Origin of the sequence: Amycolatopsis mediterranei, from assembly GCF_026017845.1 — a bacterium.
GTDB lineage: Bacteria > Actinomycetota > Actinomycetes > Mycobacteriales > Pseudonocardiaceae > Amycolatopsis > Amycolatopsis mediterranei.
The window spans coordinates 628-23110 of the sequence record NZ_CP100416.1; the positions used below are offsets into that span (position 1 = coordinate 628).

24 protein-coding genes and 1 tRNA gene are annotated in these 22483 nt (G+C 69.2%); 13 read left to right on the top strand and 12 right to left on the bottom strand.

Annotation, left to right across the window (positions count from 1 at the left end):
- Window positions 1–2686, bottom strand: a 2686-nt coding sequence (locus ISP_RS00010) for an NACHT domain-containing protein (protein ID WP_265049913.1), incomplete at its 3' end; no start/stop codon positions are given.
- A 706-nt stretch (window positions 2687–3392) separates the two neighbouring features.
- Here ISP_RS00010 and ISP_RS00015 point away from each other — a divergent pair.
- Both ISP_RS00015 and ISP_RS00020 read left to right on the top strand, forming a co-directional pair.
- Complete coding sequence (locus tag ISP_RS00015) at window positions 3393–3770, top strand: VOC family protein (protein WP_013221974.1); 378 nt, start codon at window positions 3393–3395, stop codon at window positions 3768–3770.
- A 41-nt stretch (window positions 3771–3811) separates the two neighbouring features.
- Window positions 3812–3970 (top strand): hypothetical protein, encoded by a 159-nt coding sequence (locus tag ISP_RS00020; RefSeq protein ID WP_014466492.1) that lies wholly within the window; start codon window positions 3812–3814, stop codon window positions 3968–3970.
- 15 nt (window positions 3971–3985) lie between these two features.
- Here the strand turns inward: ISP_RS00020 and ISP_RS00025 are convergent, their stop codons facing one another.
- Window positions 3986–5167, bottom strand: a complete 1182-nt coding sequence (locus ISP_RS00025) for an oxygenase MpaB family protein (RefSeq protein WP_013221975.1) — start codon at window positions 5165–5167, stop codon at window positions 3986–3988.
- 420 nt (window positions 5168–5587) lie between these two features.
- Between ISP_RS00025 and ISP_RS00030 the strand changes: the two genes are divergently transcribed.
- The 4 genes from ISP_RS00030 to ISP_RS00045 all read left to right on the top strand — a co-directional run bounded on the left by ISP_RS00030 (window position 5588) and on the right by ISP_RS00045 (window position 7681).
- Window positions 5588–5755 carry a DLW-39 family protein gene (locus ISP_RS00030; RefSeq protein WP_013221976.1) on the top strand — a complete coding sequence of 56 codons (168 nt, stop codon included), beginning with the start codon at window positions 5588–5590 and terminating at the stop codon, window positions 5753–5755.
- A 35-nt stretch (window positions 5756–5790) separates the two neighbouring features.
- A tRNA-Ala gene (locus ISP_RS00035) sits at window positions 5791–5863 on the top strand.
- A 142-nt stretch (window positions 5864–6005) separates the two neighbouring features.
- Window positions 6006–6941, top strand: a complete 936-nt coding sequence (locus tag ISP_RS00040) for a daunorubicin resistance protein DrrA family ABC transporter ATP-binding protein (RefSeq protein ID WP_013221977.1) — start codon at window positions 6006–6008, stop codon at window positions 6939–6941.
- Window positions 6938–7681 carry an ABC transporter permease gene (locus ISP_RS00045; RefSeq protein ID WP_013221978.1) on the top strand — a complete coding sequence of 248 codons (744 nt, stop codon included), beginning with the start codon at window positions 6938–6940 and terminating at the stop codon, window positions 7679–7681. Before ISP_RS00040 ends, ISP_RS00045 begins: the two co-directional genes overlap by 4 nt.
- Here the strand turns inward: ISP_RS00045 and ISP_RS00050 are convergent.
- Window positions 7665–10778 (bottom strand): BTAD domain-containing putative transcriptional regulator, encoded by a 3114-nt coding sequence (locus ISP_RS00050; RefSeq protein WP_013221979.1) that lies wholly within the window; start codon window positions 10776–10778, stop codon window positions 7665–7667. The genes ISP_RS00045 and ISP_RS00050 overlap by 17 nt on opposite strands.
- 97 nt (window positions 10779–10875) lie before the next feature.
- Between ISP_RS00050 and ISP_RS00055 the strand changes: the two genes are divergently transcribed.
- Window positions 10876–12096 carry a cytochrome P450 gene (locus ISP_RS00055; RefSeq protein WP_013221980.1) on the top strand — a complete coding sequence of 407 codons (1221 nt, stop codon included), beginning with the start codon at window positions 10876–10878 and terminating at the stop codon, window positions 12094–12096.
- Here the strand turns inward: ISP_RS00055 and ISP_RS00060 are convergent.
- From ISP_RS00060 to ISP_RS00070, 3 genes are read right to left on the bottom strand one after another with little or no spacing between them, the layout of a single operon-like run.
- On the bottom strand, window positions 12074–13471 hold the full coding sequence (locus tag ISP_RS00060; RefSeq protein WP_013221981.1) for an alpha/beta fold hydrolase: 1398 nt from the start codon (window positions 13469–13471) through the stop codon (window positions 12074–12076). The genes ISP_RS00055 and ISP_RS00060 overlap by 23 nt on opposite strands.
- A 55-nt stretch (window positions 13472–13526) precedes the next feature.
- On the bottom strand, window positions 13527–14165 hold the full coding sequence (locus ISP_RS00065) for a pyridoxine/pyridoxamine 5'-phosphate oxidase (protein WP_013221982.1): 639 nt from the start codon (window positions 14163–14165) through the stop codon (window positions 13527–13529).
- 1 nt (window position 14166) lies between these two features.
- A complete protein-coding gene (locus tag ISP_RS00070) occupies window positions 14167–14817 on the bottom strand; it encodes a hypothetical protein (RefSeq protein WP_013221983.1) in 651 nt (216 codons plus the stop codon).
- Between the two features lie 82 nt (window positions 14818–14899).
- Between ISP_RS00070 and ISP_RS00075 the strand changes: the two genes are divergently transcribed.
- Window positions 14900–15430, top strand: coding sequence for a DUF2020 domain-containing protein (locus ISP_RS00075; protein ID WP_176742125.1), 531 nt, complete (start codon window positions 14900–14902; stop codon window positions 15428–15430).
- A 146-nt stretch (window positions 15431–15576) separates the two neighbouring features.
- Window positions 15577–16029 (top strand): DUF6918 family protein, encoded by a 453-nt coding sequence (locus ISP_RS00080; protein ID WP_013221985.1) that lies wholly within the window; start codon window positions 15577–15579, stop codon window positions 16027–16029.
- 68 nt (window positions 16030–16097) lie between these two features.
- On the opposite strand, the gene ISP_RS00085 is transcribed toward ISP_RS00080, so the two are convergent.
- Window positions 16098–16634 carry a hypothetical protein gene (locus ISP_RS00085; protein WP_013221986.1) on the bottom strand — a complete coding sequence of 179 codons (537 nt, stop codon included), beginning with the start codon at window positions 16632–16634 and terminating at the stop codon, window positions 16098–16100.
- 89 nt (window positions 16635–16723) lie between these two features.
- On the opposite strand from ISP_RS00085, the gene ISP_RS00090 reads away from it, so the two are divergent.
- Together ISP_RS00090 and ISP_RS00095 are read left to right on the top strand one after the other, a co-directional pair.
- Window positions 16724–17248, top strand: coding sequence for a peptidylprolyl isomerase (locus ISP_RS00090; protein WP_049878080.1), 525 nt, complete (start codon window positions 16724–16726; stop codon window positions 17246–17248).
- 190 nt (window positions 17249–17438) lie between these two features.
- The gene (locus ISP_RS00095) at window positions 17439–18239 is read left to right on the top strand and encodes a rhomboid family intramembrane serine protease (protein ID WP_013221988.1); all 801 of its coding nucleotides are present in this window, start codon (window positions 17439–17441) and stop codon (window positions 18237–18239) included.
- Here ISP_RS00095 and ISP_RS00100 read toward each other — a convergent pair.
- The gene (locus ISP_RS00100) at window positions 18236–18649 is read right to left on the bottom strand and encodes a PH domain-containing protein (protein WP_034284820.1); all 414 of its coding nucleotides are present in this window, start codon (window positions 18647–18649) and stop codon (window positions 18236–18238) included. The two genes, ISP_RS00095 and ISP_RS00100, sit on opposite strands and share 4 nt — an antisense overlap.
- A gap of 70 nt (window positions 18650–18719) precedes the next feature.
- Window positions 18720–18986, bottom strand: coding sequence for a cell division protein CrgA (crgA, locus tag ISP_RS00105; protein ID WP_013221990.1), 267 nt, complete (start codon window positions 18984–18986; stop codon window positions 18720–18722).
- Window positions 18987–19226: 240 nt separating this feature from the next.
- Between crgA and ISP_RS00110 the strand changes: the two genes are divergently transcribed.
- Window positions 19227–20285 (top strand): class E sortase, encoded by a 1059-nt coding sequence (locus ISP_RS00110; RefSeq protein ID WP_013221991.1) that lies wholly within the window; start codon window positions 19227–19229, stop codon window positions 20283–20285.
- On the top strand, window positions 20285–20440 hold the full coding sequence (locus tag ISP_RS00115) for a hypothetical protein (RefSeq protein ID WP_013221992.1): 156 nt from the start codon (window positions 20285–20287) through the stop codon (window positions 20438–20440). Before ISP_RS00110 ends, ISP_RS00115 begins: the two co-directional genes overlap by 1 nt.
- Window positions 20441–20544: 104 nt before the next feature.
- Here ISP_RS00115 and ISP_RS00120 read toward each other — a convergent pair whose 3' ends face one another.
- The 3 genes from ISP_RS00120 to ISP_RS00130 all read right to left on the bottom strand — a co-directional run bounded on the left by ISP_RS00120 (window position 20545) and on the right by ISP_RS00130 (window position 22482).
- A complete protein-coding gene (locus ISP_RS00120) occupies window positions 20545–20937 on the bottom strand; it encodes an SCO5389 family protein (RefSeq protein WP_013221993.1) in 393 nt (130 codons plus the stop codon).
- A gap of 100 nt (window positions 20938–21037) precedes the next feature.
- Entirely contained in the window at window positions 21038–21772 is a 735-nt protein-coding gene (locus ISP_RS00125) for an ABC transporter permease (RefSeq protein WP_013221994.1), read from the bottom strand.
- Complete coding sequence (locus ISP_RS00130) at window positions 21769–22482, bottom strand: ABC transporter ATP-binding protein (RefSeq protein WP_013221995.1); 714 nt, start codon at window positions 22480–22482, stop codon at window positions 21769–21771. Before ISP_RS00130 ends, ISP_RS00125 begins: the two co-directional genes overlap by 4 nt.
- Between the last annotated feature and the right edge of the window lies 1 nt (window position 22483).

Genomic DNA, 22483 nt, shown 5'->3' on the forward strand with positions numbered 1-22483 from the left:
CGTACGGGTCGATGTCGGGGTTGGAGTCGGTGGCGAGCTGGAGCAGGGCGGTGATCACCGGCTCTCTCAGCTCTCCAGCATCAGCCAGCACTGATGCCCCCTGCAACCGCACGTACGGGTCGATGTCGGGGTTGGAGTCGGTGGCGAGCTGGAGCAGGGCGGTGATCACCGGCTCTCTCAGCTCTCCACGACCTGCCAGCACTAATCCCGCCTGCACTCGCATGGACGGGTCGATGCCGGGATCAGTAGCGACCTGAACCAGGGCGGCAACAGTTGCGGCTAGTAACACGTCGAGCTGAGCGGCGATGCCTGCCAACGTGACCCAAGGCCCCACCGTCTCCGGCGTGAGCAAGTCGGCTCTTTTATCTACAGCAGTGATGTAGCGGCCGGCGGCTTTTGTGCCAGTCAGCGCGGCGAGATGCTGTTCCAACGCCTGTGAGTAACTGGCGAAACGGCACCGACTGCGGTCGGGGGCGAGTCGTTCCGTGATCGCCAGAGTGATGACGTGGTCGATCGTGGCGGTCTGTACGGGCGTGTCGTCGGCTAGGACGCGGAGCATAAACAGAAAATCGCGTCCAAGCAGGTCCTCGTACAGGCTGGGCACCGTACCGGGATAGATGGCCTGGGCAACAACGTCGTCGATCTGGTCGGCGTAGTCGGTTCCAATTAGGCCGAGCGCCAGAAGGATCGGTTCTTCGTAGCGGGGATCGTGCAGATGGCCACGCAGTGCAAGGACCCGTTCTGTTGCCGTGCCACGGAACGCCAGCGCTCGCCCGGCGTAGTACTCCTCGAAAGTCAAATGCGCGAACCCATACCGGCCTGGCGCCCGCTCGACCAGTAGACCAGTGTGCTTATCGGCCTTCTCGATGAATTCCAGCACACCCTGACCGGCCTCGGTGTCCAGAGGATCAGCCGTCAACAACGCGTCCGGATCCCAAGCGCTGCCCTGGTGTGCCGACCACAATGGGCCGAGCACCTCCAGCAACTCCGCTCGGGTGGCGGCACCCTCGGGGCGGTACTGATGCATCCACGCGCCGAGTTCGATCAGCCAGCGGGTCAGGATCCGCTCGTCAGGCAGATCCGCATCCGCGACTCCTTGGGCACTGCGCCATGTGCGGCCCAGCGCGGTGCATACCTCCACGTAGGCTTCCACCCTCCGGTGCGGCAGCCGTCCACTGGCCCGATGGACTAATACCAGTGCCGTCAGCAGCAGTGGATTGGCTGCCAATCTGCGTACCCCAGCGTTTGAACGCAGCGCTTGCTCAATCGCGGCGGTTTCTCGCGCACCGGCCTCGATGATCGCAGCCTGGCTCTTGTCCGGCGTCTCTGCCCGTTCCACCTGACGGCAATAGACCTGCAGGAACTGGCTGATCGTGTCGTCATCCATGTCATCCAGCCGCATCGCTGTGAACGGCTGTGGTAACGGAGCAGCCTGGTAGCCGGCGACCCGGCTGGTCACCACAAAACGGTTACCGGATCGGCTGTGTGCGGCTACAAAATTCACCACCGCCGCGACCACTTCGCGGCGGAGTTCCGCCGACGCGACCTCGTCCAGTCCGTCCAGCAGCACCAGACATCGACCAGCCTCCAATTGCTGCCCCAACATGTTGGCCAGGCCGGGAAGGCGGCACTCCGAGCGGTTCAGATAGTCAGGCAAGAAATCACTGATTCCTACCCGCGGGTACCCCTGACGGGCGTAATCCCCGATCCGCACATAGATCGGCAACCGCGCCGGCCGCCCCTGCACCGACTCGCCCTTGAGTACCGCGCGCGCATGGCGCAGCGCCAGGTACCGCAGCAGAGTCGTCTTACCTGTACCGGGATCACCCAGCACTAACACCTGCGAGGCGTCTCTCACCGCATCCAACACCAGCACGGGTTGGTCGAACTCGCTGCCAACGTCGACGGCGAACTTGCGGCCGTACTGCGTCTGCAACCGGTCCAAAACAGCCTCGTACCCGACATGATCAAGCTGCCCGGCCTCCAGCAGTGCAGCCGCCTTCTGGCGTTCCTGTTCGAACCACAACCGAGCCCGATCACCGGGATGCCGATCATGTCGTGCCCTCAGCCCGACGAAGACCCGCTCCAGCGGCAACTGCACCGTCGTATTACGTACCACACCGGCGGTCCGCACATAGCGGTGCTGATCAATCAGCCAGCCCAGATAGCGCACCTGATCATCCTCAGATGATGCTCGGGCACCCATCGCTTCCACGATCGATGAAGCTGCGTCGGCCGTGCGGGCCGCGTCTGCACGCTCCAGCAACGCATGCAGGGCAGACTCAGTGCGAACCTCGCGTTCCAACGCTGTTAGCATCGCCTTGAATGGCGGCCGCAATGCAAGAATCCGATCAAGCCGCTCATCGTCCGATCGCGACGGGCCCAGTGAGTCAACCGCACGTTCGGCGAATTTCGCCGCGGACGGCGTCAGACCAGCCACCAACACTTTCGACAGCTCGTCAGCGCCCTCGTGCTCCCAGAACCCCGCGTTGATATCAAAGTCCGCCAGTTGGCGACCGTAGAGCCTCTCGACTTCGGCGAACGCCCGTCCCAGTGCACGCTCCAATGCCTTCTTCTCCGGGTCGCCCAGCACCCACTTACGCGTACCCTTGGCCGCGACACCCCCGATCTCTTTACCTACTCGCGACAAGATCGCTTTTGCCAACGGGGCAACAGTCACCGACATGAGGTCCACGAATGAGAGTATAGAGTCGGCGCCGCGATCCCGTCACGGTAGCCGGACTCAGTAATCGGCGAAATATACCCTTATTAAGTGATCAATTAACCTATGTCTTGCTGTGTGAACGTGCGCAGCCTGCGGGGAACTCGACTATTCAGGCCGAGGTGGCGACGCTGGATGACCCGCGCGAGCGGACACGAGCTAAGTCTTGAACGCAGTCATCGACATCTCCGGACGTTCGCTGACTGTTGCCGTGATCGATCGACAAGGTGGATCTGGAACGTGTCTTCTCGGTGAATCACCAACCGTCGCTGGTTCCACGACTGGCAACGTGGTGGTGCCACGGGCGGTGGCAGACGACAGCGAACACTGTCCAGGCGGCTCTTTTGTCTCGTCAAGCTATAGAAAGCGGGCGACAAACTGTGCGACAACCACAGAGATGCCCTGCGGTCGTCCGCGGATGTCCGTGGACGTTGAAACGTGAGGTCACCGAACATCCGCCTTGATCGGAAGCCGTGATCTTGGCCTGATAACGAAGATGTCCCAGGTTCAAGTCCTGGTAGGCCCACGCAGGTCAACGCCCGGTTCGCGTCATGCGAGCCGGGCTTTTTGCATGACCTGAGTGACTTGTGGAGCTGGGCGAGCCACCATGCTGTTCGCATCAGCAAATAGCTCGGTGTCGTTTCGGCAGGTCCGGGCTTAGCTTCGGGTAATGGCCGACGAACTGACCATTCCGCTCCTGCCCTGTCCTTCCATCGACGAGATCGCGTCGTTCTACGAAATGCTCGGCTTCGAGATCACCTATCGGCAGACACGGCCGAACCCGCACGTCGCGGTGCGACGGGACGCCATCAATCTGCACTTCTTCGGGATGGACGACTACGACCCGGCGCAGTCGTACAGCACGTGCCTGGTCATCGTGGCGGACACCAACGAGCTGTACGAGGCCTTCGCGGCGGGGATGCGGTCCGTGCACGGAAAACGGCTGATCGCCGGCATTCCGCGCATGACCCGGCCGCGGCTGCGCAACGACCGGTACACCGGGTTCACCGTTGTCGATCCGGGCGGCAACTGGATCCGGATCCACTAGGCCACCAAGAAACCGAGGCGCAGACCAAGCTCGCCAAAGCCTTGGAGAACGCTGCGAGGCAGGCGGATGCGCGCGGCGACGAACGCCAAGGGCTGAAGATCCTGGAAGGCGCGTTGAAGCGGGCGGCCGGCGACGAACCGGAGTTGCAGGCGGTGCAGGAGTACCGCGACGAGCTCATTGCGCGGATCAAAGGGCTCTGAGTCACGGCCAGCTTTCTATCTGCCATCCCGAGCACCGCCGGGCGGGGGTGCCACCGGGCAAACGCCGGCAGCCAGCCACTTCTCCCTCAGGTCCGAGGGAATGGTCAAGGTGGTCGGCTGCCCGTCGGTCAGCGTGCGCACGCTTCCGCCCAAGAGGAGGCTGCCCGCCTTGTCGAGCACCGTCGTGGCCACCCGGCTGCGGTCTTCCGAGCGCTCGAGCAGCCGCATCACGCGGGCGCCGGCGGCTACCGTGCGGACCCAGGCGCGCGAGTGCGGTACCTCGAGCCAGTCGGCGACTTGCGGGGTGACGACCTGGCGGACCATCGCCGCGACCACGCCATCGAACGCTCTGCCCGGCACCAGGTTCTCGTAGAGGCGCAGCAGGTTGCGGGTGAGCTCGATTCCTTCGGCGGACGGGCCGTAACTCGCCTCGACGAGCCGCGCGTTCAGCGCCTGAGCCTCGGCGAGGGTCTCGGGCATGGCGTCGGCCGGGATGCCGAGGAGGGCGCCGGTCACCCGCCACACGTAGTAGTAGTCCTCGGCTTCGCGGTCGGTGACGGAGATGCCGATCCGGCGCATTCCGTCGATGACCTGGACGGAAAAGATGAGCAATGCGCCCAGCATGTCCTGCTGGCACAACGGCACGCCGTCCGCCTCGACGTCCCATTCGCCGGATCGGGTGATGAAGTGACGGACGGCGGCGTGGATCAGCCGGGTCTTCTGGATCGTCGGCACGAAACTGCCGCCGGAGCCGAAGGGGTTGCGGCCCATCAGGTTCAGCACGAACTGCGACGTCTCGGACAGCCGGCGATGGGGCTGGTTGAGCCGGTGCGTGAGCGACAGCACGCGCGATGGCCGCGGCTGGGCGTAGCAGTTGACCATCGCGCCGAACGACAGCACCGACGCGACGTGCACCCCGTCGTCCACGAAGAACTCGTACGCGCCCGCGATCCGGTCGGGATCGGCCCAATCCGGTGGGGCGTCCGTGGCCACGAGATAACGGCGCACCGGCTCGGGGAGGTCCTCGGGAACCGGCTGGTCGTTGTCCCGGAACCGGGCCAGCACCTCGTTGACCGCGCTGGTCGTTCCGCCGGCCACCAAGTCGGCGATCACCGCGTCGGCCAGCGGATCACCTTGGTACTTCAGCGCTTCGACGGCCGTCAGTGCGGTCGCCTTCGTGTTCTGCGTTTCTGACACGCACCCAGCCTCAGCCGGGTCTCGAGCCCGGCGCTAGCGCTGTTCGGGCACGGCAGTGCCTCTACGGACTGATCCGCCCGATCACCAAGCGTGACCAAGAGATACAGGTCAGCCCTGCCGGGAAGAGAAGGCCGGCAGGGCTGAGCGGTTGCGGTCGATGCGCCGCACGGTCGCCTCTCGGCGAGTGGCTCATCGCGGCTCCAGCCTTACGGAACTCCGCGAAGGCGATGGGGTGAGGCCCGGGGGACACGGTGGGCACATCGACCACTTCGTACAACCAACGGGCCCGGGGCGGTATTTCCCGCTGCGTGTGACGTGCCTTACCAGTGGTTCCACGTGGAACCAGAGTGCCCGGCACCCACGCCGTGGCCGTGCAGTAACATCGCGGGGTAAGGGAAGCAAGCTGAGAAGGGGGCTTCGGTGAAGAAGCTGCTGGCACTCGCCGTCATCGCGGGCGGCGTTCTGTTCGTCGTCAAGCGCAACAAGGCGGCCAAGGCCGAAGCCGACCTGTGGCGTGAGGCGACCGCGCCGGTCCCCTCCACCAACGGCACCACTCCGGCCAAGCCGGCGGGCGCTTCTCGCAACTGATCTTCACCCACGCGGGTGGCGCGCCGCCCGCGTCCGGGGCTGTAGCTCAATTGGTAGAGCACCGCCTTTGCAAGGCGGGGGTCAGGGGTTCGATTCCCCTCAGCTCCACACTCCGCGACAAAGCCCAGGTCACGACGACCTGGGCGTTGTCGTGTCGGACAGCCACGCCGGTGAACGCTCCCTGATCAAAGGGGGACCGGGTCAGGTTCGTGTCAGGTCGGTGTCAGGCCGTCGCTCGACAGTGGCTCCCATGACAGACCTGGCGATCACGGCCTCCGGACTGCGGAAGGCCTACCAAGACAAAACCGTCCTCGACGGCGTGGACCTCGAAGTCGAGGCCGGGACGATCTTCTCCCTGCTCGGCCCGAACGGGGCCGGCAAGACCACCACCGTCAACGTCCTCACCACTCTGACCAAGGCCGACGGCGGCACGGTTCGCGTCGCCGGGCACGACGTGGCCACCGAGGCCAAGGCCGTGCGGGCGGCGATCGGCGTCACCGGGCAGTTCGCCGCCGTTGACGAACTGCTCACCGGGCAGGAAAACCTGCAGCTGATGGTCGACCTGAACCGGGGCAGCACGAGCAAGAAAACCGTCGCCGAGCTGCTGGAACGCTTCGACCTCACCGAGGCGGCGCGCAAGCCCGCGTCGACCTACTCCGGGGGCATGCGCCGGAAGCTCGACCTCGCCATGACGCTCGTCGGCCGTCCGCGGATCATCTTCCTCGACGAGCCGACGACCGGCCTCGACCCGCGCAGCCGCCGGACCATGTGGGCCATCATCCGCGACCTCGTCGCCGATGGGGTGACCGTCTTCCTCACCACCCAGTACCTCGAAGAGGCCGACCAGCTCGCCGACCGCATCGCCGTGCTCGACCAGGGCCGGCTGGTCGCCCAGGGCACGGCCGACGAACTGAAGCGCCGGATTCCCGGCACCCACGTCCGGCTCCGGTTCACCACCGCCGGCGAGCTCGACGCGGCCGCCCGGATCCTCCCCGAGGCCGGCCGCGACGACGAGGCCATGGCCCTGCGGGTGCCCAGCGACGGCGGCACGAAATCGCTCCGGTCCCTTTTGGACAGACTCGACGAATACGCGCTCAGCGCCGAAGAGCTCTCCGTCCACACCCCCGATCTCGACGACGTCTTCCTCGCCCTGACGGGCCGCGCCACGGAGGTTCCCGCGAAATGAAGTCCCACTCGATCGTCATGCTGCGCCGCAACTTCAAGCACATCGCCCGGAATCCGGTTTCCGTCTTCAACGCGGTCCTGATGCCGATCGTGATCATGCTGATGTTCGTCTACATGTTCGGGGACGCGTTCAGCGTCGGCGTGGACTACGTCGACTACGCGACGCCGGGGCTGATGCTGCTGGCCGTCTGCTACGGGCTCGGTGCCACCGCGACCGCCGTCAACTCCGACATGACCAAGGGCATCATCAACCGTTTCAAGGTCATGGACGTTTCCCGCGGCGCGGTGCTGACCGGGCACGTCGTCGCCAGTGTGCTGACCAACCTGGTCGCCATCGCGGCCCTGCTCGGCGTCGCCTTCCTGCTCGGGTTCGAGCCGGCGGCGAACCTCCTCGACTGGCTCGGGGCGCTCGGCGTCGTCATGCTGCTCGGGTTCGCGACCGGCTGGCTCACGATCGCGCTGGGGCTGGCGGCGAAAACCCCGGAAACGGCGGGCTTGGCGTCGGTGCCGCTGGTCATGCTCCCGTTCTTCAGCAGCGCGATCGTCCCCGCGGACAAGATGGGCCCCGGTCTCAAGCAGTTCGCCGAGTACCAGCCGTTCACGCCGATCATCGAGACCCTGCGCGGGCTGCTCAACGGCTCGCCGGCCACCGGCACCCTGCTCGTCGCGCTCGGCTGGTGCGTCGGGATCGCCGTTGTCGGCTACCTGTGGGCTTCGTCCACGTTCAAGAAGCGAGCGTGACCGCGGCCAGCTCCGGCCAGCTCGCTTCCGATCCCGCCCGCGTCGCCTCGGTGAACCCCACGTCACCGAGGCGGCTTCGGGTGGTCTCCTCGATCCGGGCGACATCCGGGTGCGACCGGTCCGGCAGGCCCCGGACACCCGCGCTCGCTCCCAGCAACCGCGCGGCCTGCTCGTCCTGGCCGGTGCGCAGCGCGAGGTCCGCGAGGCCGACGAGGACCTGCGAGATCGTCAGCGGGTGTCCCGTCTCGGTCGCCGCGTCGAACGCCGCCGCGCGGTGCTCGCGGGCTTCGCCGACGTCCTCGGCGAGGTAACCGAGCAGGTCCCGGACCACCGCCTGGACGTTCGCGCGCTGGGCGTCGTCGCCCATCTCCGTCGTCGCGACCTCGAGCTGGTGACGCGCTTGGGCGGTGTCGCCGCTCCAGCGCGCGAGTTCCGCCTTGGCCAGCGCCAGCTCGGCCAGCGCGTTCGGCCAGGCCACCCGTTCGGCGGCCAGCTGGGCTTCGGCCAAGGCGGCCGCGCTCGCCTTCTCGTCGTCCAGCAGCCAGTACAGCTGGGCCTGCCGCGACCGCATCCGGACGACGTCCTCGAGGGCGCCGACCTCGGTCACGACCTCGACGGCCTGCTCGTAGTACTTGCACGCTTCCCCGAACTCGCCGCGCACGGCGATGCGGTCCGCCAGCTCGGTCAGGGCGAACGACGTGCCCCACCGCTCGCCGAGCGAGCAGAACTCGGCGACCGCCGTCTCGAGGAGTGCGTCCGCGGCCTGGTCGCCGTGGCCGAACTGGATGCGCATCTTTCCCAGCTGCAACCGGGCCACCGCGCGCACCCACGGGTCTTCGTCGGCGAGCAGGGGTTCGAACGCCGACAGCGCCGCGTCCGGCCCGTGCAGCAGGCGCTCCAGGGAGCCGGCGAACCGCAACGCCAGCCGCGGGTTTTCGACCCGCAGGCTGATCTCGTGCGCCTTGCGGATCCACTCCTCCGCGCGGTACTCGTCGCTCTGCTGCCCGGCCGTCACGAACTGGACCACGAACGTGTAGACCACTCCGCGGATCTCGTCCGGCACCTCGCCGGGCACGGCTGTCGCCGCCATGACCAGCTCGTTGCCCTCCGCCCGGTGCCCGGCGAGCCACCAGTACCAGCCGGCGGTCGCCGCGAGCCGCATCGCCTCCGCCGCTTCGCCCGCCGCCAGGGCTCCGCGCATCGCCGCGGTGAGGTTGTCGTGCTCCGCCTCGAGCGTGGCGAGCCACCTCAGCTGCTCGGCGCGGCGCAGGTGCGGCTCCGCCGTCTCGGCGAGTTCGGTGAAGTACGCGAGATGGGCGCGCCGGGCGAGGTCCGTCTCGCCCGCCTCCGCGAGCCGCTGCCTGGCGTATTCCTTGATGGTGCCGAGCATGCGGTAGCGCGGTGCCTCGTCGCCCACGATGACCACCAGCGACTTCTCGGTCAACGCGGTCAGGAGGTCGAGCACCTCGGCCGAGTCGTCGCCGCAGACCCGCTCGGCCGCCTCCAGGCTCGCCCCGCCGGAGAACACCGAGAGCCGGCGCAGCACGACGCGTTCGGCGTCGGAGAGCAGTTCCCAGCTCCAGTCGATCACCGCGCGCAGCGTCCGGTGCCGCGGGAGCGCGGTCCGGCTGCCGCCGGTGAGCAGGCGGAACCGGTCGTCGAGCCGGTGGGCGAGCTGGTCGAGCGACATCGTGCGCAGGCGCGCCGCCGCGAGCTCGATGGCCAGCGGCATCCCGTCCAGCGCGCGGCAGACGCGCGCCAGGGTGCGGGCGTCCACCGCGAGGTCCTTGCGCACCGCGCCGGCCCGGTCCCGCAGCAGCCGGACGGCCGGAGCGGACTCGATTTCGGCGGGATCCGCGTTCTCCGCGGGCACGACCAGGGGCGCGACCTGCCACAGCGCCTCGCCGGTGATGCCGAGCGGTTCCCGGCTCGTCGCGAGGATCCGCAGCCGGCGGCACTCCCCGAGCACCCGGTGCGCGAACGCCGCCGCGGCCTCGATGACGTGCTCGCAGTTGTCCAGGATCAGCAGTATCGAACGTTCGCGCAGAGCGGCGATGACCCGGTCCGTCGGCTCGGCGTCCGGTGCCTCGCCGACGAGCGAGTCGCGGAGCTTGAGCGCGCCGAGCGTCGCCTGGGCCACGTCGTCGCTCGCGCCGATCCCGGCCAGCTCGACCAGCCACGCGCCGTCCGGCAGGTCGCCGAGCAGCGTGCGCGCGGTTTCCGTGGCCTGCCTGGTCTTCCCCGAACCGCCCGGGCCGATCAGCGTGGTGAGCCGGTGTTCGGCGATGAGCTCGCGGACCGCGGTGACCTCGGCGTCCTTGCCGACGTAGCTGGTCAGCTCGGCCCGCAGGTTCGTCTTCCGGCTCTCCTCCCGGCGCCCCAGCTCGCCGCGCAGCAGCGCGACGTGCACTTCGGACAGCTCCGGCGACGGGTCGACGCCAAGCGAGTCGGCCAGGGTTTCCCGGGTGCGCTCGTACACGAGCAGCGCTTCGGTGTCGCGGCCGGTCGCGACGAGCGCACGCATCAACGCGGCGACCAGCCGTTCCCGCATCGGGTGCGCGGCGACCAGGTCGGTCAGCTCGGTGACCAGCTCCGCGCCGTGGCCGAGCCGGGTTTCCGCGTCGAACCGGTCCTCCAAGGCGGCCAGGCGCAGCCCTTCGAGCCGGGTGACCGCCGCTTCGAACGCCGCGCTTTCCGGCAGTTCGACGTCCTGCATGGCAGGACCGCGCCAAAGGGCGAGTGCCTCGCGCAGCCGTCGCGGATCGTCTTCCTGACGAGCCTGGCCCACGAGCCGCTCGAAGCGCACGGCGTCGACGTCCTCGGGGGCCACCACCAGCCGGTAGCCGGTCGGCCGCCCGTCGACCGCTCCCTCGGGCAGCGCCTTGCGCAGCCGGGAAACCAAGCGCTGCAGGGCGTTCGGCGCTTCGGCGGGCGGGTGCTCACCCCAGATCCAGTCGACGAGCGTCCCCTTCGGGACCACTTGGCCCGGCTCGAGCGCGAGGGCGACCAGCAGCCCCCGGAGACGGGCGCCGGGCACGTCGGCGAGCACGCCGTCGGCCGTGCGCACTTCGAAGGGCCCCAGGATCCCGATCTGCACGCGGCCGATCTTGCCACGGGCGGCGGTGTCCGAGGCGTGTCAGGCCCGTGTCAGCCCGCTCGGCGATCGTCGTCGGCACACCACGAAAGGAAAGCCGATGAGCCAGACCGTCGACGTCCCGCACGGACTCCCCATGGACCGCGACGCGGGCCCCTTCGACCCGCCGAGCGCCCTCACCCGGCTGCGCGACACGCGCCCGGTCAGCCCGCTGGTGTTCCCCGACGGGCACGAGGGCTGGCTCGTCACCGGCTATGAAGAGGTCCGGCAGCTGATGGCCGACACGCGATTCAGCTCCCGCCTGGACCTCGACGTCATCCACGTGCCGTACGAGACCGGCATGCCCGCCGCCACCGAGCCGTCGCCGCAGCTGCCGGGCATGTTCATCGCCATGGACCCGCCGGACCACAGCCGGCTGCGCCGCAAGCTCACCGGCGCCTTCACCGTCAAGCGGATGAAGCAGCTCGAGGAGCACATCGCCGACGTCGTCGAGCGGCAGCTGGACCACCTGGCGCGGCTGGCCCCGCCGGTCGACCTGGTCAGGGAGTTCGCGCTTCCGGTGCCCTCGCTGGTGATCTGTGAGCTGCTCGGCGTGCCCTACGCGGATCGGGACAGCTTCCAGGCGAACTCCGCCCAGTTCATGGTCCGCGAGCAGCCGCTCGAGCAGAAGATGGGCGCGTACATCGCGCTCAACACCTACCTCACCGAACTCGTCACGAACAAGCGAGCCGACCCCGGCGAGGACATCCTCTCCGACCTGGCCCGCCACGACGACCTGACCATCGAAGAGCTGACCGGCGCGGCGTTCCTGCTGCTGCTCGCGGGCCACGAGACGACGGCCAACATGCTGTCGCTGGGCACGTTCGCGCTGCTGCAGCACCCCGGGCAGTGCGCGGAACTGCGCGCCGACGCGGAACTGCTGCCCGGCGCGGTGGAAGAACTACTGCGCTACCTGTCCGTGGCCGACATCTTCTTCCGCTACGCCACGGAGGACCTCGAGCTCGGCGGCGAAACGATCACCAAGGGCTCGACGGTCGTCGTCTCGCTGCTGGCGGCCAACCACGACCCCCGGCGCTTCGAAAACCCCGGCACGCTGGACATCCACCGCAACGCCCGCGGCCTCCTGTCCTTCGGCCACGGCGTCCACCAGTGCCTCGGCCAGCAGCTGGCCCGCATCGAGATGCGCGCCGGCTTCGAAGGCCTGCTGCGCCGCTTCCCGACGCTGGCGCTGGCCGTCCCGGCCGAGGAGGTGAAGCTGCGCACGGACATGAACATCTACGGCGTCCACGCGCTGCCGGTCACGTGGACCGCAGGAAGCTGAGCACCGCGTCCCTCCCCGCGTGGCCGCGCTCGCGGTTCTGGATCGAATGCGACTCGCCCGGCACGATCACCAACCGGCCGCGCGGGGCCCGGGCCGCTTCCTCGCGCGCCCACTCCATCGGCGTCGAGAGGTCCCGGTCGCCGTTCAGCAACAGCACCGGGACGTCCGGCAGCCGCGAAGCCGGGTTCGACGCCGGGCGTTCCGCCGGCCACGGGAGGCAGCTCTGGATGAACCCCTGCTGCGTGGCCACGCCGGTCGTGTACGGCCAGGTCGCCGACGCCGGAAGCGTGCGGGCGGCCAGGGACAGCAACGGCTGTCGGAGCGGGAGCGGTGTCGCCGCGGAGCCCCACGGGAAGCGCTGGTCCGCGCACAGCGTCGCCGCGTGGAGGCCGGCACTGAACGCTGCCGGGTCGTCGCCACCGGACTTGTAGGCCTCCAGAAGATCGTCGAGGTGGGCCGGGGTGCCGTTGCGGGCTTCGTGGAGGGCACCGATGATGTCGCCCGCGGCCGGGTTGCGGTACGTCGAGTCGGCGAATTCGTACGACACCACCGTGTCGAAGATCCGCACGCCGTCCGCCGTGCCGCGGTGGCGGACCACCCATGCCATGTCCTCGGCCGGGTCGAAACCGCAGGCCGGCGCCACCGCGCACGCCGCGCGCAGCACGCGCGCCTCCGCCGTCAGCCCCGTCAGGTACAGCGAGGCCGACGCCGTCGCGTGGTGCGGCAGCACCGAATCGAGGATCACCTTGCCGACGTGATCCGGGTGGGCGATCGCGTACCGAGCTGCCGTGAAGGAGCCGTACGAAACGCCGTCGACGACCAGCTTCGGCACGCCCAGTGCCTGCCGGAGCTGGTCGAAATCCGCCACGCTCTGGTCGGTCGAATACAGCGGTGCCGTGTTGCCGAGGATGCGCGCGCACTCCTGCACCGCGCCGGCCGACGGGGTCGCGATGTCCGAACTGCCCATCTCCGCCTGCAGGCCGGGACACCGCAACGCCCCCGACGGCCCGGTACCGCGCTGGTCGAGCATCACGATCCGGTAGTCCTGCGCGACTTCCGGCAGCCGCTGCTTGGCGATCCGGGTGATGGTGCCGACGCCGCCCTGCCCGGGGCCGCCGGTGAGGAACAGCAGGACGCCCTTGGGCGCGGTCGCGTTGTCCGCGGTCGCCACGGGCAGGGCGAGCGTGCCGGGCACGCGGCCGGTGTGGTCGAGCGGGACGGTCAGGGTCGAGCACGTGAAGCCCGGCTGTCCGGGACACGGGTGTGGATCCGCCAGTGCCGGTCGTCCCCCAGGACGCGCGTCGGCCGTGGCCACACCCCCGAGTGCGGCGGTCAGCGCCAGGACCAGCCCGGCGGTCAGCATCTTCGAGCGCATGGGTGCATCATGCGCACACCGGCGCGGAACCCGCATACCCCCGAAAGGGCGGCCGTCACGGCCAGAGGCGCTCGCGGACCCAGCCGTCGCCGGCCTTCCGGTACCGCAGCCGCACGTGCCGCCGGTCGTGACTGGCCTGCCAGAACTCGGCTTCGTCCGGGTCGACGAGGTAGCGCGTCCACGTTTCCGGGGCCACGTCCGGGTTCTCCTCGACCCAGCGCTCCGCTTCCGCGGCCGCCGCGTCGAGATCCGCCGGATCGTGCAGCACCTGGGACTGGTGCCCGATGAACGCCTCGACGCGGGACGCCGGCGGCCGGGCTAGGAAGTCCGCCGCCGACACCTCGGGTGCGGCGGGGGAGACCGGGCCGCGCAACCGGACCTGCCGGCCGCGGCCGGGCCAGAAGAACGTCAACGCGGCGCGTGGGTCCTTGCGCAGCTGCAGCCCCTTCGGGCTTTCCGAGCTGGTCGCGACCGCCCAGCCACCCGCGCCGACGTCCTTGAGGACGACCACGCGCGCATCGGGCGCGCCGTCGGCATCCACTGTGGACAACGTGACGGCGTGCGGCGCCAGGACGTGCTCGCCGGCTTCGGTCAGCCACTCGAGGAACAACGCCTGCGGGTCCGGCGGCGCTGTTTCCGGCTTGAACACCGGGAGTTCTTCGGGGAACGACGGCCAGCCGCGCACCTGCACCATGTCAGTAACCGTACGGACCCTGCTGGGGTGCGTGCCCCGGCGGTGGGTAGACCGGCGGCTGCGGACCGGCCGGGCCGGCGTACGGCGGGGGCGGTACCTGCGGCGCCGGCGCGGGCATCGGGTGCTGCGGTTGCTGCTGCGCCTGCTGCCACTGGACCTGCTGGTAGACCTCGGCGGGCTGCGGGAAGCAGTACGTCAGCTTCGCGTTGACCGAGCCCTGCATCGCCGCGCCCCAGAGCTTGCCGCCGACGAACGCGTACAGCTGCCCGGCGGAGAGGTCCACCGCGACCATCCGCGTCTCGCCGCCGAACTGGTTGCCCGACTTCGCCGACGCGGCCTGCGCGGCGTCCGGGTACACGCGGCCGCCGACGAGCCCGGCGATCACGACGGACCCCGCCGTCCAGCCCATGGTGCCGGTCAGGTTCGCGCGGGCGTGCTGCGTCGCGCGGCCGGTGAAGTCGTACAGCGCCGCGGCGCTGACCTCCGGGACGGCGGCGGCGATCACGCAGTAGTTCATCGTCGTGAGCAGGACCTGCTCGGTGAACAGCCCGACGACGGCCGTGGCGGGCCCGATCTGCACGGAGTTCAGCCGGCCACCGGCCCGCTGGATGCGCTCGGCCATCGCGCCGAGGTACTGCTCGGGGGTGAGCACCCGGACATCGTCGCACGCCCGGTGGTCAAGGCGATGTCAGCCAGCGGTTTTCACACATGCTTCGTGGTTGACTGTCCGCGCTATGCGACGACTCGTACTTCTCGCGCCCGCCGTGGCCCTGCTGGCCGGCTGCAGCGCCACCATCGTGACCGGCACCGCGACGCCCAGCCCGCCCTCGGCGTCCACCGCGGCGGGCACCGGCAGCCTGCCCCCGGACCCCCAGCCGGGGGCGGCCGAGGACTGCCCGTACCTCGACAGCGAAGTCGTGGCCGAGGCGAACGGCCAGCACGTGTCGAAGGTGCGAGTGTCCGCCGACCAGCCGCACCCGGCGTGCTTCTTCTATCGCCCGGACGGGAAGATCCAGCTCACCGTCCGTGTCTACGTCGGGGACGCGAAGACGGCGACAGCGCTGGTCAACAAGGCGGCGCCGGTCGACTCGTCCAACCCGGCGAGCGACCCTTCCGGCTGGAAGGGGGGCTATTTGTCGACCGACGACGGGGCCGTCTACGCGGTCGCGAAGGGGGCGACCGCGGTCATCGCGTCCACGAACCAGAAGCAGAGCGTCAAGGCACGCACAGTGGTCAAGAAGGCTATCGCTGCCCTGAAGCTCTAGGTAGCGACCTCCACACGGGTGAGTGATGTTGATCTTGTATTACCCTGTGCGTCACGCGCAGGCTTCGTGGACTCGCGCACCGCAGCCACCGGGGACCCCCACCCCGGGGCGGGGCACCAACTCTGCAACGACAAAGGACAAGATTCGTGGCTGACACCCTCAAGGAAATCCTGCTCGACTCCAGCCGTCGCCCGGCTGTCGTCTCCGACTTCGAGACCCTCGTGGACGCCGAGGTCTCGGACAAGGGCGGCGTTTCGGGTGCCGTCGTGAAGACCAGCTTCGCCGCGGTCAAGAAGATCAAGCCGGGCATCATCCCCTCGGCCGTCGACACGCTGCTGCCGGACTTCGCCTCCGCGCTCGAGCCGTTCTACGGTGACTACCGCGCCAAGGGCGGCAACGACTTCGGCGCCTACCTGTCCAGCCGCTCGGACGAGGCCTCCGACGCGCTGCTGAGCGTCACCGACTCGCGCGCGGAGAAGAGCAGCCGCGACAGCATCAAGAAGGTCTACGGCAAGCTGCGCCCGAACGGCAAGAAGAACGTCGAAGAGGCGCTGCCGCGGCTGGGCCAGCTGATCGACAAGCACGCCGCCGCCGTCTGATCAGACTGAAGCATCGCAAGACTGAAGAGGCCCCCGGCTGCACCCCCGGGGGCCTCTTCGCGTCTTGTTCAGTTCTTCTTTTCGGCGGGCGCCGCGGACGGCGCCTTGCCGTTCGCCTGCGCGGTCGGCTTCGCCGGTTCGGCGGGCTTCGGCGCAGGCGGGGTGGCCTTCGGGGGCGCCGGGGCGACCGGCGGCTCCTGCTTCGACCGCAGTGCGTAGGCGGCGCCCGCGCCGACCACGACCAGGCCCAGCAGCCACGGCCACTTGCGCCGGCTGCGGGTGCCCTTGGCGGCCGACTTGGCCTCGGACAGAGCGGCGTAGAAGTCCTTCTTCGCCGCCTTGAAGTCCTTCTTGCCGCGGCGCTTCGACTCGCCGGCCGCCTTCGCGGCCTTGATGGCGGCCTTCTTCGCCTTGCGACCCGGCTTGCGCAGCTCGGACAGGCGCGCGAGCGCCTCCTGGCGAGCGGCCTTCGAGCTCTTCTTGAGCTCCTTGCGGGTCAGTTCCGTCTTCTTCGCGAGCTTCTTCTGCGCGCGCCGCCCCTGCTTGACACCCTCGGTGACGAGTTTGTCGGCGGTCTCGACGGCCTGGGCTGTCGCCCGGGACATGGGCTTCACCTCATCATTCGTTTTGACACTGCTCTGTTACCCGTAACCTATCGTGCCCCTTTTTCGAGCTCCCCGCCGCAGATGGCACGATGAGGTCCGTGAAAGCTACGCTGCACACCAACCAGGGTGACATCCACCTGACCCTGCTCCCCGACCACGCGCCGAAGACGGTCGCGAACTTCGTCGGGCTGGCGGAGGGCACCAAGGAGTACACCCAGCCCAACGCGGCGGGGACGAACTCCGGCCCGTTCTACGACGGTTCGATCTTCCACCGGGTCATCGACGGCTTCATGCTGCAGGGCGGCGACCCGACCGGCACCGGCCGCGGCGGCCCCGGCTACAAGTTCGGCGACGAATTCCACCCGGAGCTGCAGTTCAGCAAGCCGTACCTGCTGGCCATGGCCAACGCCGGGCCCGGCACGAACGGCTCGCAGTTCTTCATCACCGTCGCGCCGACCACGCACCTGAACTTCCGGCACACGATCTTCGGCGAGGTGGCCGACCAGGAGTCGCGCAACGTCGTCGACGCGATCGCGCGGACCTCGACCGGCCCGGCGGACCGCCCGCTGACCGACATCGTCATCGAGAAGGTCACGATCGACCACGAAGGCTGAGCGGGCCGGGTTTCGGTAGGTTGGTTGCATCGTGAACCAACCGCCGAACCCCGCCGCCGAACAAGCCGCGCTCCCCGGGTGCTGGTGGCACCCGAACCGCCCGACCGGATTGAGCTGTGCCCGGTGCGGGCGTCCGGCGTGCCCGGATTGCCTCCGCGAAGCCCCCGTCGGCTTCCAGTGCACCGACTGCGTGCACGCCGGCGGGCAGGAGCAGCGCCGCCAGCACCGCGGGTACCAGGAAGCCGGCTTCGGCCAGCGCACCGTCTTCGGTGCGCGGCTGTCCCGGTCGGTGCTCGTCACCCAGGCCATCCTCGCGGTGAACGTCCTGGTCTTCCTGCTCACGGTCGCCCAGGCGGGCAGCCTGAACGACAACGACCTGTCTTCGGCCTTCCAGCACGGCGCCCTCTACGGCGATGCGACCCTCGGCCACGGCGAGTGGTGGCGCATCCTGACCAACGGGTTCCTGCACTACGGACCCATCCACATCGCGGTCAACATGTTCTCGTTGTGGATGATGGGCCGGTCGCTGGAGCAGGTCTGCGGCCGCGGCCGCTTCCTGGCGCTCTACTTCGTCTCCATGCTCGGCGCCTCGGCGTCGGTGCTGCTGTTCGGCAACCCCGGCGGGTACCCCGGCACGGTGGGCGCCTCCGGCGCGCTGTTCGGCCTGATGGGCGCCTACGCGGTCACCGTGCTGAAGCTGCGGCTGAACCCCACCGGCCTGATCATCACGCTCGCGCTGAACGCCTTCATCACCTTCGGCATCCCGGGCATCTCGATCTTCGGGCACATCGGCGGCCTGGTGACCGGGGCACTGGTCACCGTCGCGCTGCTCTACGCGCCCGAGGTCGGCCAGGTGCGCTGGCAGGCGATCGGCATCACGATCATCACGGTCGCGATCATCGGCTTGATCGTCTACCGGGGCTCGCAGTTTTCGCCCGAGACCTGTCAGTTCGTCCAGTTCCCGTTCGGCCGGTACTACGTCTGCGCCTAGCTCCGCAGCGTGCTGAGGACGTCCAGGACGTCCCGCGGGTCCTCGCCGAGGTCGAGCCACCCGAAGACGTACAGCTCGTCTTCGTGCTCGATCTCGAGCGTGACGCCGTCGCGGCCGAGTCGTCTGGTGGTGCGCAGCCGCGTCCGCGTCTGCGCCCACGGCAGCCGGTGCGTGCCGCCCAGCGTCCGGGCCACCAGGCCCTCGGTGTCGGCGGCCAGCCGGGGCCGGACGATCGTGGCGTGGGCGGCGAACGCGCCGGCGGCGACGGCCGCGAGGGCGAACAGCACCAGCCCGCCGCGGTCGCCGGTCAGCGCATCGGTCACCACGCCGGCCAGCAGCAACGCGGTGACCGCCCAGGCCGATACCACAACGGCCTGACGAGGCGCCCAGGAGGTGGGGTAGTTATCCACAGGGGTTATCCACACTGGGGATGAGTCACACCGCTGTAATTCGACGTCAAGCCGCCAACTGGAGTAATAATCAACGCCAGCGCATAGTCATGAGCAGACCCGCGATCATCAGCGCGAACCCGCCGGCGAAGTTCCAGTTGCCCAGGTCGGCCATCCAGGAGATCTTGTCCCCGGCGATGTAGTTGACCAGCAGCCACACCAGGCCGATCAGCATCAGCCCGAACATCGGGATCTTCCAGGCCAGGCCGGTCGGGCCTGCGGCTCGCACCTTCACCGGCGTGCGCCGGTCGGCGGGCGGGGTGTACGCGGTCTTCTTGCGGACCTTGGACTTGGGCATCGTGTGTTCCTCGCGGTGCTCTTCGGGCTCGTCTGGTGGCGATGTCCCGCTGAGGGTGCGCAACCGGCGCCACGTGCACACGTTAACGTAAACGACCGCAGGAAAGCAGCGGCCAGGAGTGGTCGGATTTCCCGGACCGTGACAAGGGCGTCACCCAGGGTTCGACGCGGGTTGAGAGGAGCTTGCGTGGCTACGCGCGAAGGACCGGACGACGACCGGCGCAGACACCCCGGACAGCCCATGCCGCCGCGCGAGCCCATGCCGCCGCGCCGGCCACCGTCACCGGGCCGTTCCGCCACGCCCCCGCGCGGCCAGGTGCCGCCCCGCCGGCCCCAGCGCGGCCCCCAGGACCAGCCACCCCCGCGTCCGCAGGGCCGGCCGCCCCGCCGCTACACCGGCCCGACCCCGCCGCCCGGCGCGAACGAGGAGACCGTCATCTTCGCCCCGGTCGGGAAGGGCGGCACGGCGACCGAGGAGAAGTCAGCCCCGGCCCCGCTCGGCAAGGGCGGCGTCGCGATCCGGACGGCCGGCGAAATCCTCATCACGCTGGGCCTGGTCGTGCTGCTGTTCATGGTCTACGAGCTCTACGTGACCGACCTGTTCTCGGCGGGCAAGCAGTCCGAGGCGAGTGATCAGCTCGACGGCGAGTGGGCGCACGACCGCACGCTGCATCCCGAGCTGGTCGACGGCAAGGCGTTCGCCCGCATCCACATCCCCAGCTTCGGCGTCGACTACAACTTCACCATCCAGGAGGGCACGGACGACGCGGCCCTCGAAGTCGGCCCCGGGCACTACAAGGGCACGGCGCTGCCCGGTGAGCCCGGCAACTTCGCGGTGGCCGGCCACCGCGTCGGCAAGGGTGCCCCGTTCAACGACCTGGACAACCTCTCCTCTTGTGACCAGATCGTGATCGAGACCTCCGCCGACTTCTACATCTACAAGGTTCTGCCCTACGACGACGAGATGAAGGACTGGGCCGCCGGCAAGGGCGCCGATCCGAAGTGCAAGGGCGTCTCCACGCTGCGTGATCAGAACGCCGAGGACGGCGGCGCCTACAGCGAGACCTTCGGCCGCAAGGTCGTGCTGCCCAGCCAGGGCACCGCGGTCAACCCGGTCCCGTACAAGGGTGCCGAAGCGCTGCCGAAGGCCCAGCAGGCCGCGCTGCTCACGCTCACCACCTGCCACCCGCAGTTCTCCGCCAAGGAGCGGCTCATCATCACCTCGGTGCTCACCCAGCAGGTGCCGAAGAACCAGGTCAAGGACTACGGCGACCTGCTCTCGAAGATCGGGGAGGCCTGATGTACGCCTGGATCTGGCGGAAGCTCCCCGGTCCGTTCGCGGCGAAGCTGACGATGGCGGTCGTGCTGGTGCTCGGCGTGGTCGCGCTGCTGATGTTCGTGGTGTTCCCGTGGCTGGAGCCGCGGCTGTGGTTCAACGAGGTCGCGGTCCACTAGAGCGGAACCCGCGCACCGTGGGTGGTGGGCAACGAGCCTCCGGCGCACCGGCATCGCCCACGTGCTGATGCTCGGGGAAGCGCCGGGTACGCCGGAGGTGCGAGCTAGCAGTCCCGCAGTTCCGGGCTCTGGTTGAGCAGCTGCCCGCGCGGCGAGACGAACGCGCGGTAGCGGTCACCCGCTACTTCGGACTGCTTGAACACGGCGACCCGGTGGCAGTTCTGGAACGCCAGCTTGACGCCGAAGTGCCGCTCGAGGCCGCCGCGGATCGCGTCGGAGGCCAGCGCCCGCAGCAGCTGCCCGCGGGCGGCCTCGCTCGGCGGTGGGGTCTCGTTGTCGGCGAAGCCGTCGGCCGCACCCTCGGCGTCGGCGATGACGCCGGTGATGACCTCCCAGGCGTACGGCAGGGATTCCTTGACGCAGGTGACGAACTCGGCGTCGGTGACTTCCCCGCGCTCGGCCTTCTCCAGCAACGCGGGTGACACGTCCAGGGACATCGAACCTCCAGTTTGAGCAGGGCCATCCTCCTGGCTACCGGCCGGGTGGCCCCGCCACAAGAGAAAACGATGATCATCACCACTTTGGCGGAAGCCCTGGTCACTCCCAGCGGAAGAGCTTCGCCGCCAACGCCGTTCCGAGCACCGCGAAGGCGGCCAGCGCGGCCAGCTGCAGCGGCTGCACGCCGGTCCCGACCCACGCGTCCTGCAGCGGCTGCGAGCCCGGCGGCACGTAGTCGCCGATCCGGCGGAGGGTCTCCGGCAGGAACGGCCGCGGCAGGTACACGCCGCCGAAGAACATCGTCGGCAGGAACGCGATCATCGCGACCCCGGAGGCCGCCTTCGACGTGCGGGCGACCGCGGCCGCGATCAGGCCCAGCGCGAACATCGAGACGATCCCGAGCAGCAGCGTCAGCGCGAACGACAGCGGGTGCTTCGGCAGCGGGACGTCGTAGACGGCGTGGCCCAGCCCCAGCACGAGCACGATGCCCGCCAGCGAAACCGCGACGTGGATCAGCAGCTGCGCGCCCAGCAGGTTGGCCGGGTGCACCGGGGTCGTGGCCAGCCGGCGCAGCACGCCCTGCTCGCGGTAGGTGGCGACGGCGGCCGGGATCGACTGCAGCGCGAGCATCGCGAGGCTGACGACGATCAGCGACGGCACCCAGGCGTCGATGAACCGGTACCCGCCCGCGGCCGCGCTGGGCTCGCTCATGCCCGGGATGGCGCCGATCGCGAGCAGCAGGATCGACGGCAGCAGGATGCCGGCGGCCGCCATGAGCGGCGAGCGGAGGAAGAGTTTCGTTTCGGTGGCGGTGATCTTGGCGAAGGTGTTCACCGGGCGCTCCTGGTCAGCGAGACGAACGCGTCGTCCAAAGTGGATGCTCCGGCGGCGGCGCGAAGCTCGGTCGGGGTGCCGGTGGCGACCACGCGCCCGGCGTCGAAGATCGCGACGCGGTCGCAGAGCCGTTCGGCTTCGTCCATGAAGTGGGTGACGAGCAGGACCGTGACGCCGGTGGCGCGGACGCCTTCGACGAGCCGCCACGTTTCGCGGCGGGCGTGCGGGTCGAGCCCGGTGGTCAGCTCGTCGAGGATCGCCAGTTCCGGCTGCCCCACGAGGGCCAGGGCGATCGAGACACGCTGTTTCTGGCCGCCCGAAAGCTTCCCGAAGTAGCTGCGGGCGTGGTCGCTCAGGTCGAGCTGGTCGAGCAGGACGTCGATGTCGGCGTGCTCCGGGTAGAACGACGCGAACAGTTCCAGCGCTTCGCGCACGCGCAGTTTCGCGGGCAGCTGGCTTTCCTGCAGCTGGACGCCGACGCGGCGGGTCAGCGCGGTGCGGTCCGTCGCCGGGTCGAGGCCGAGGACGGAGATCGTGCCGCCGTCGGCCCGGCGCAGGCCCTGGAGGCATTCGACGGTGGTGGTCTTCCCGGCGCCGTTGGTGCCGAGGATGCCGAAGATTTCGCCGCGCTCGACGGTGAACGAAACGCCGTCGACCGCGACCCGGGTGCCGTAGCGCTTGCGGAGGTCGGTGACTTCGATGAGGGGCATG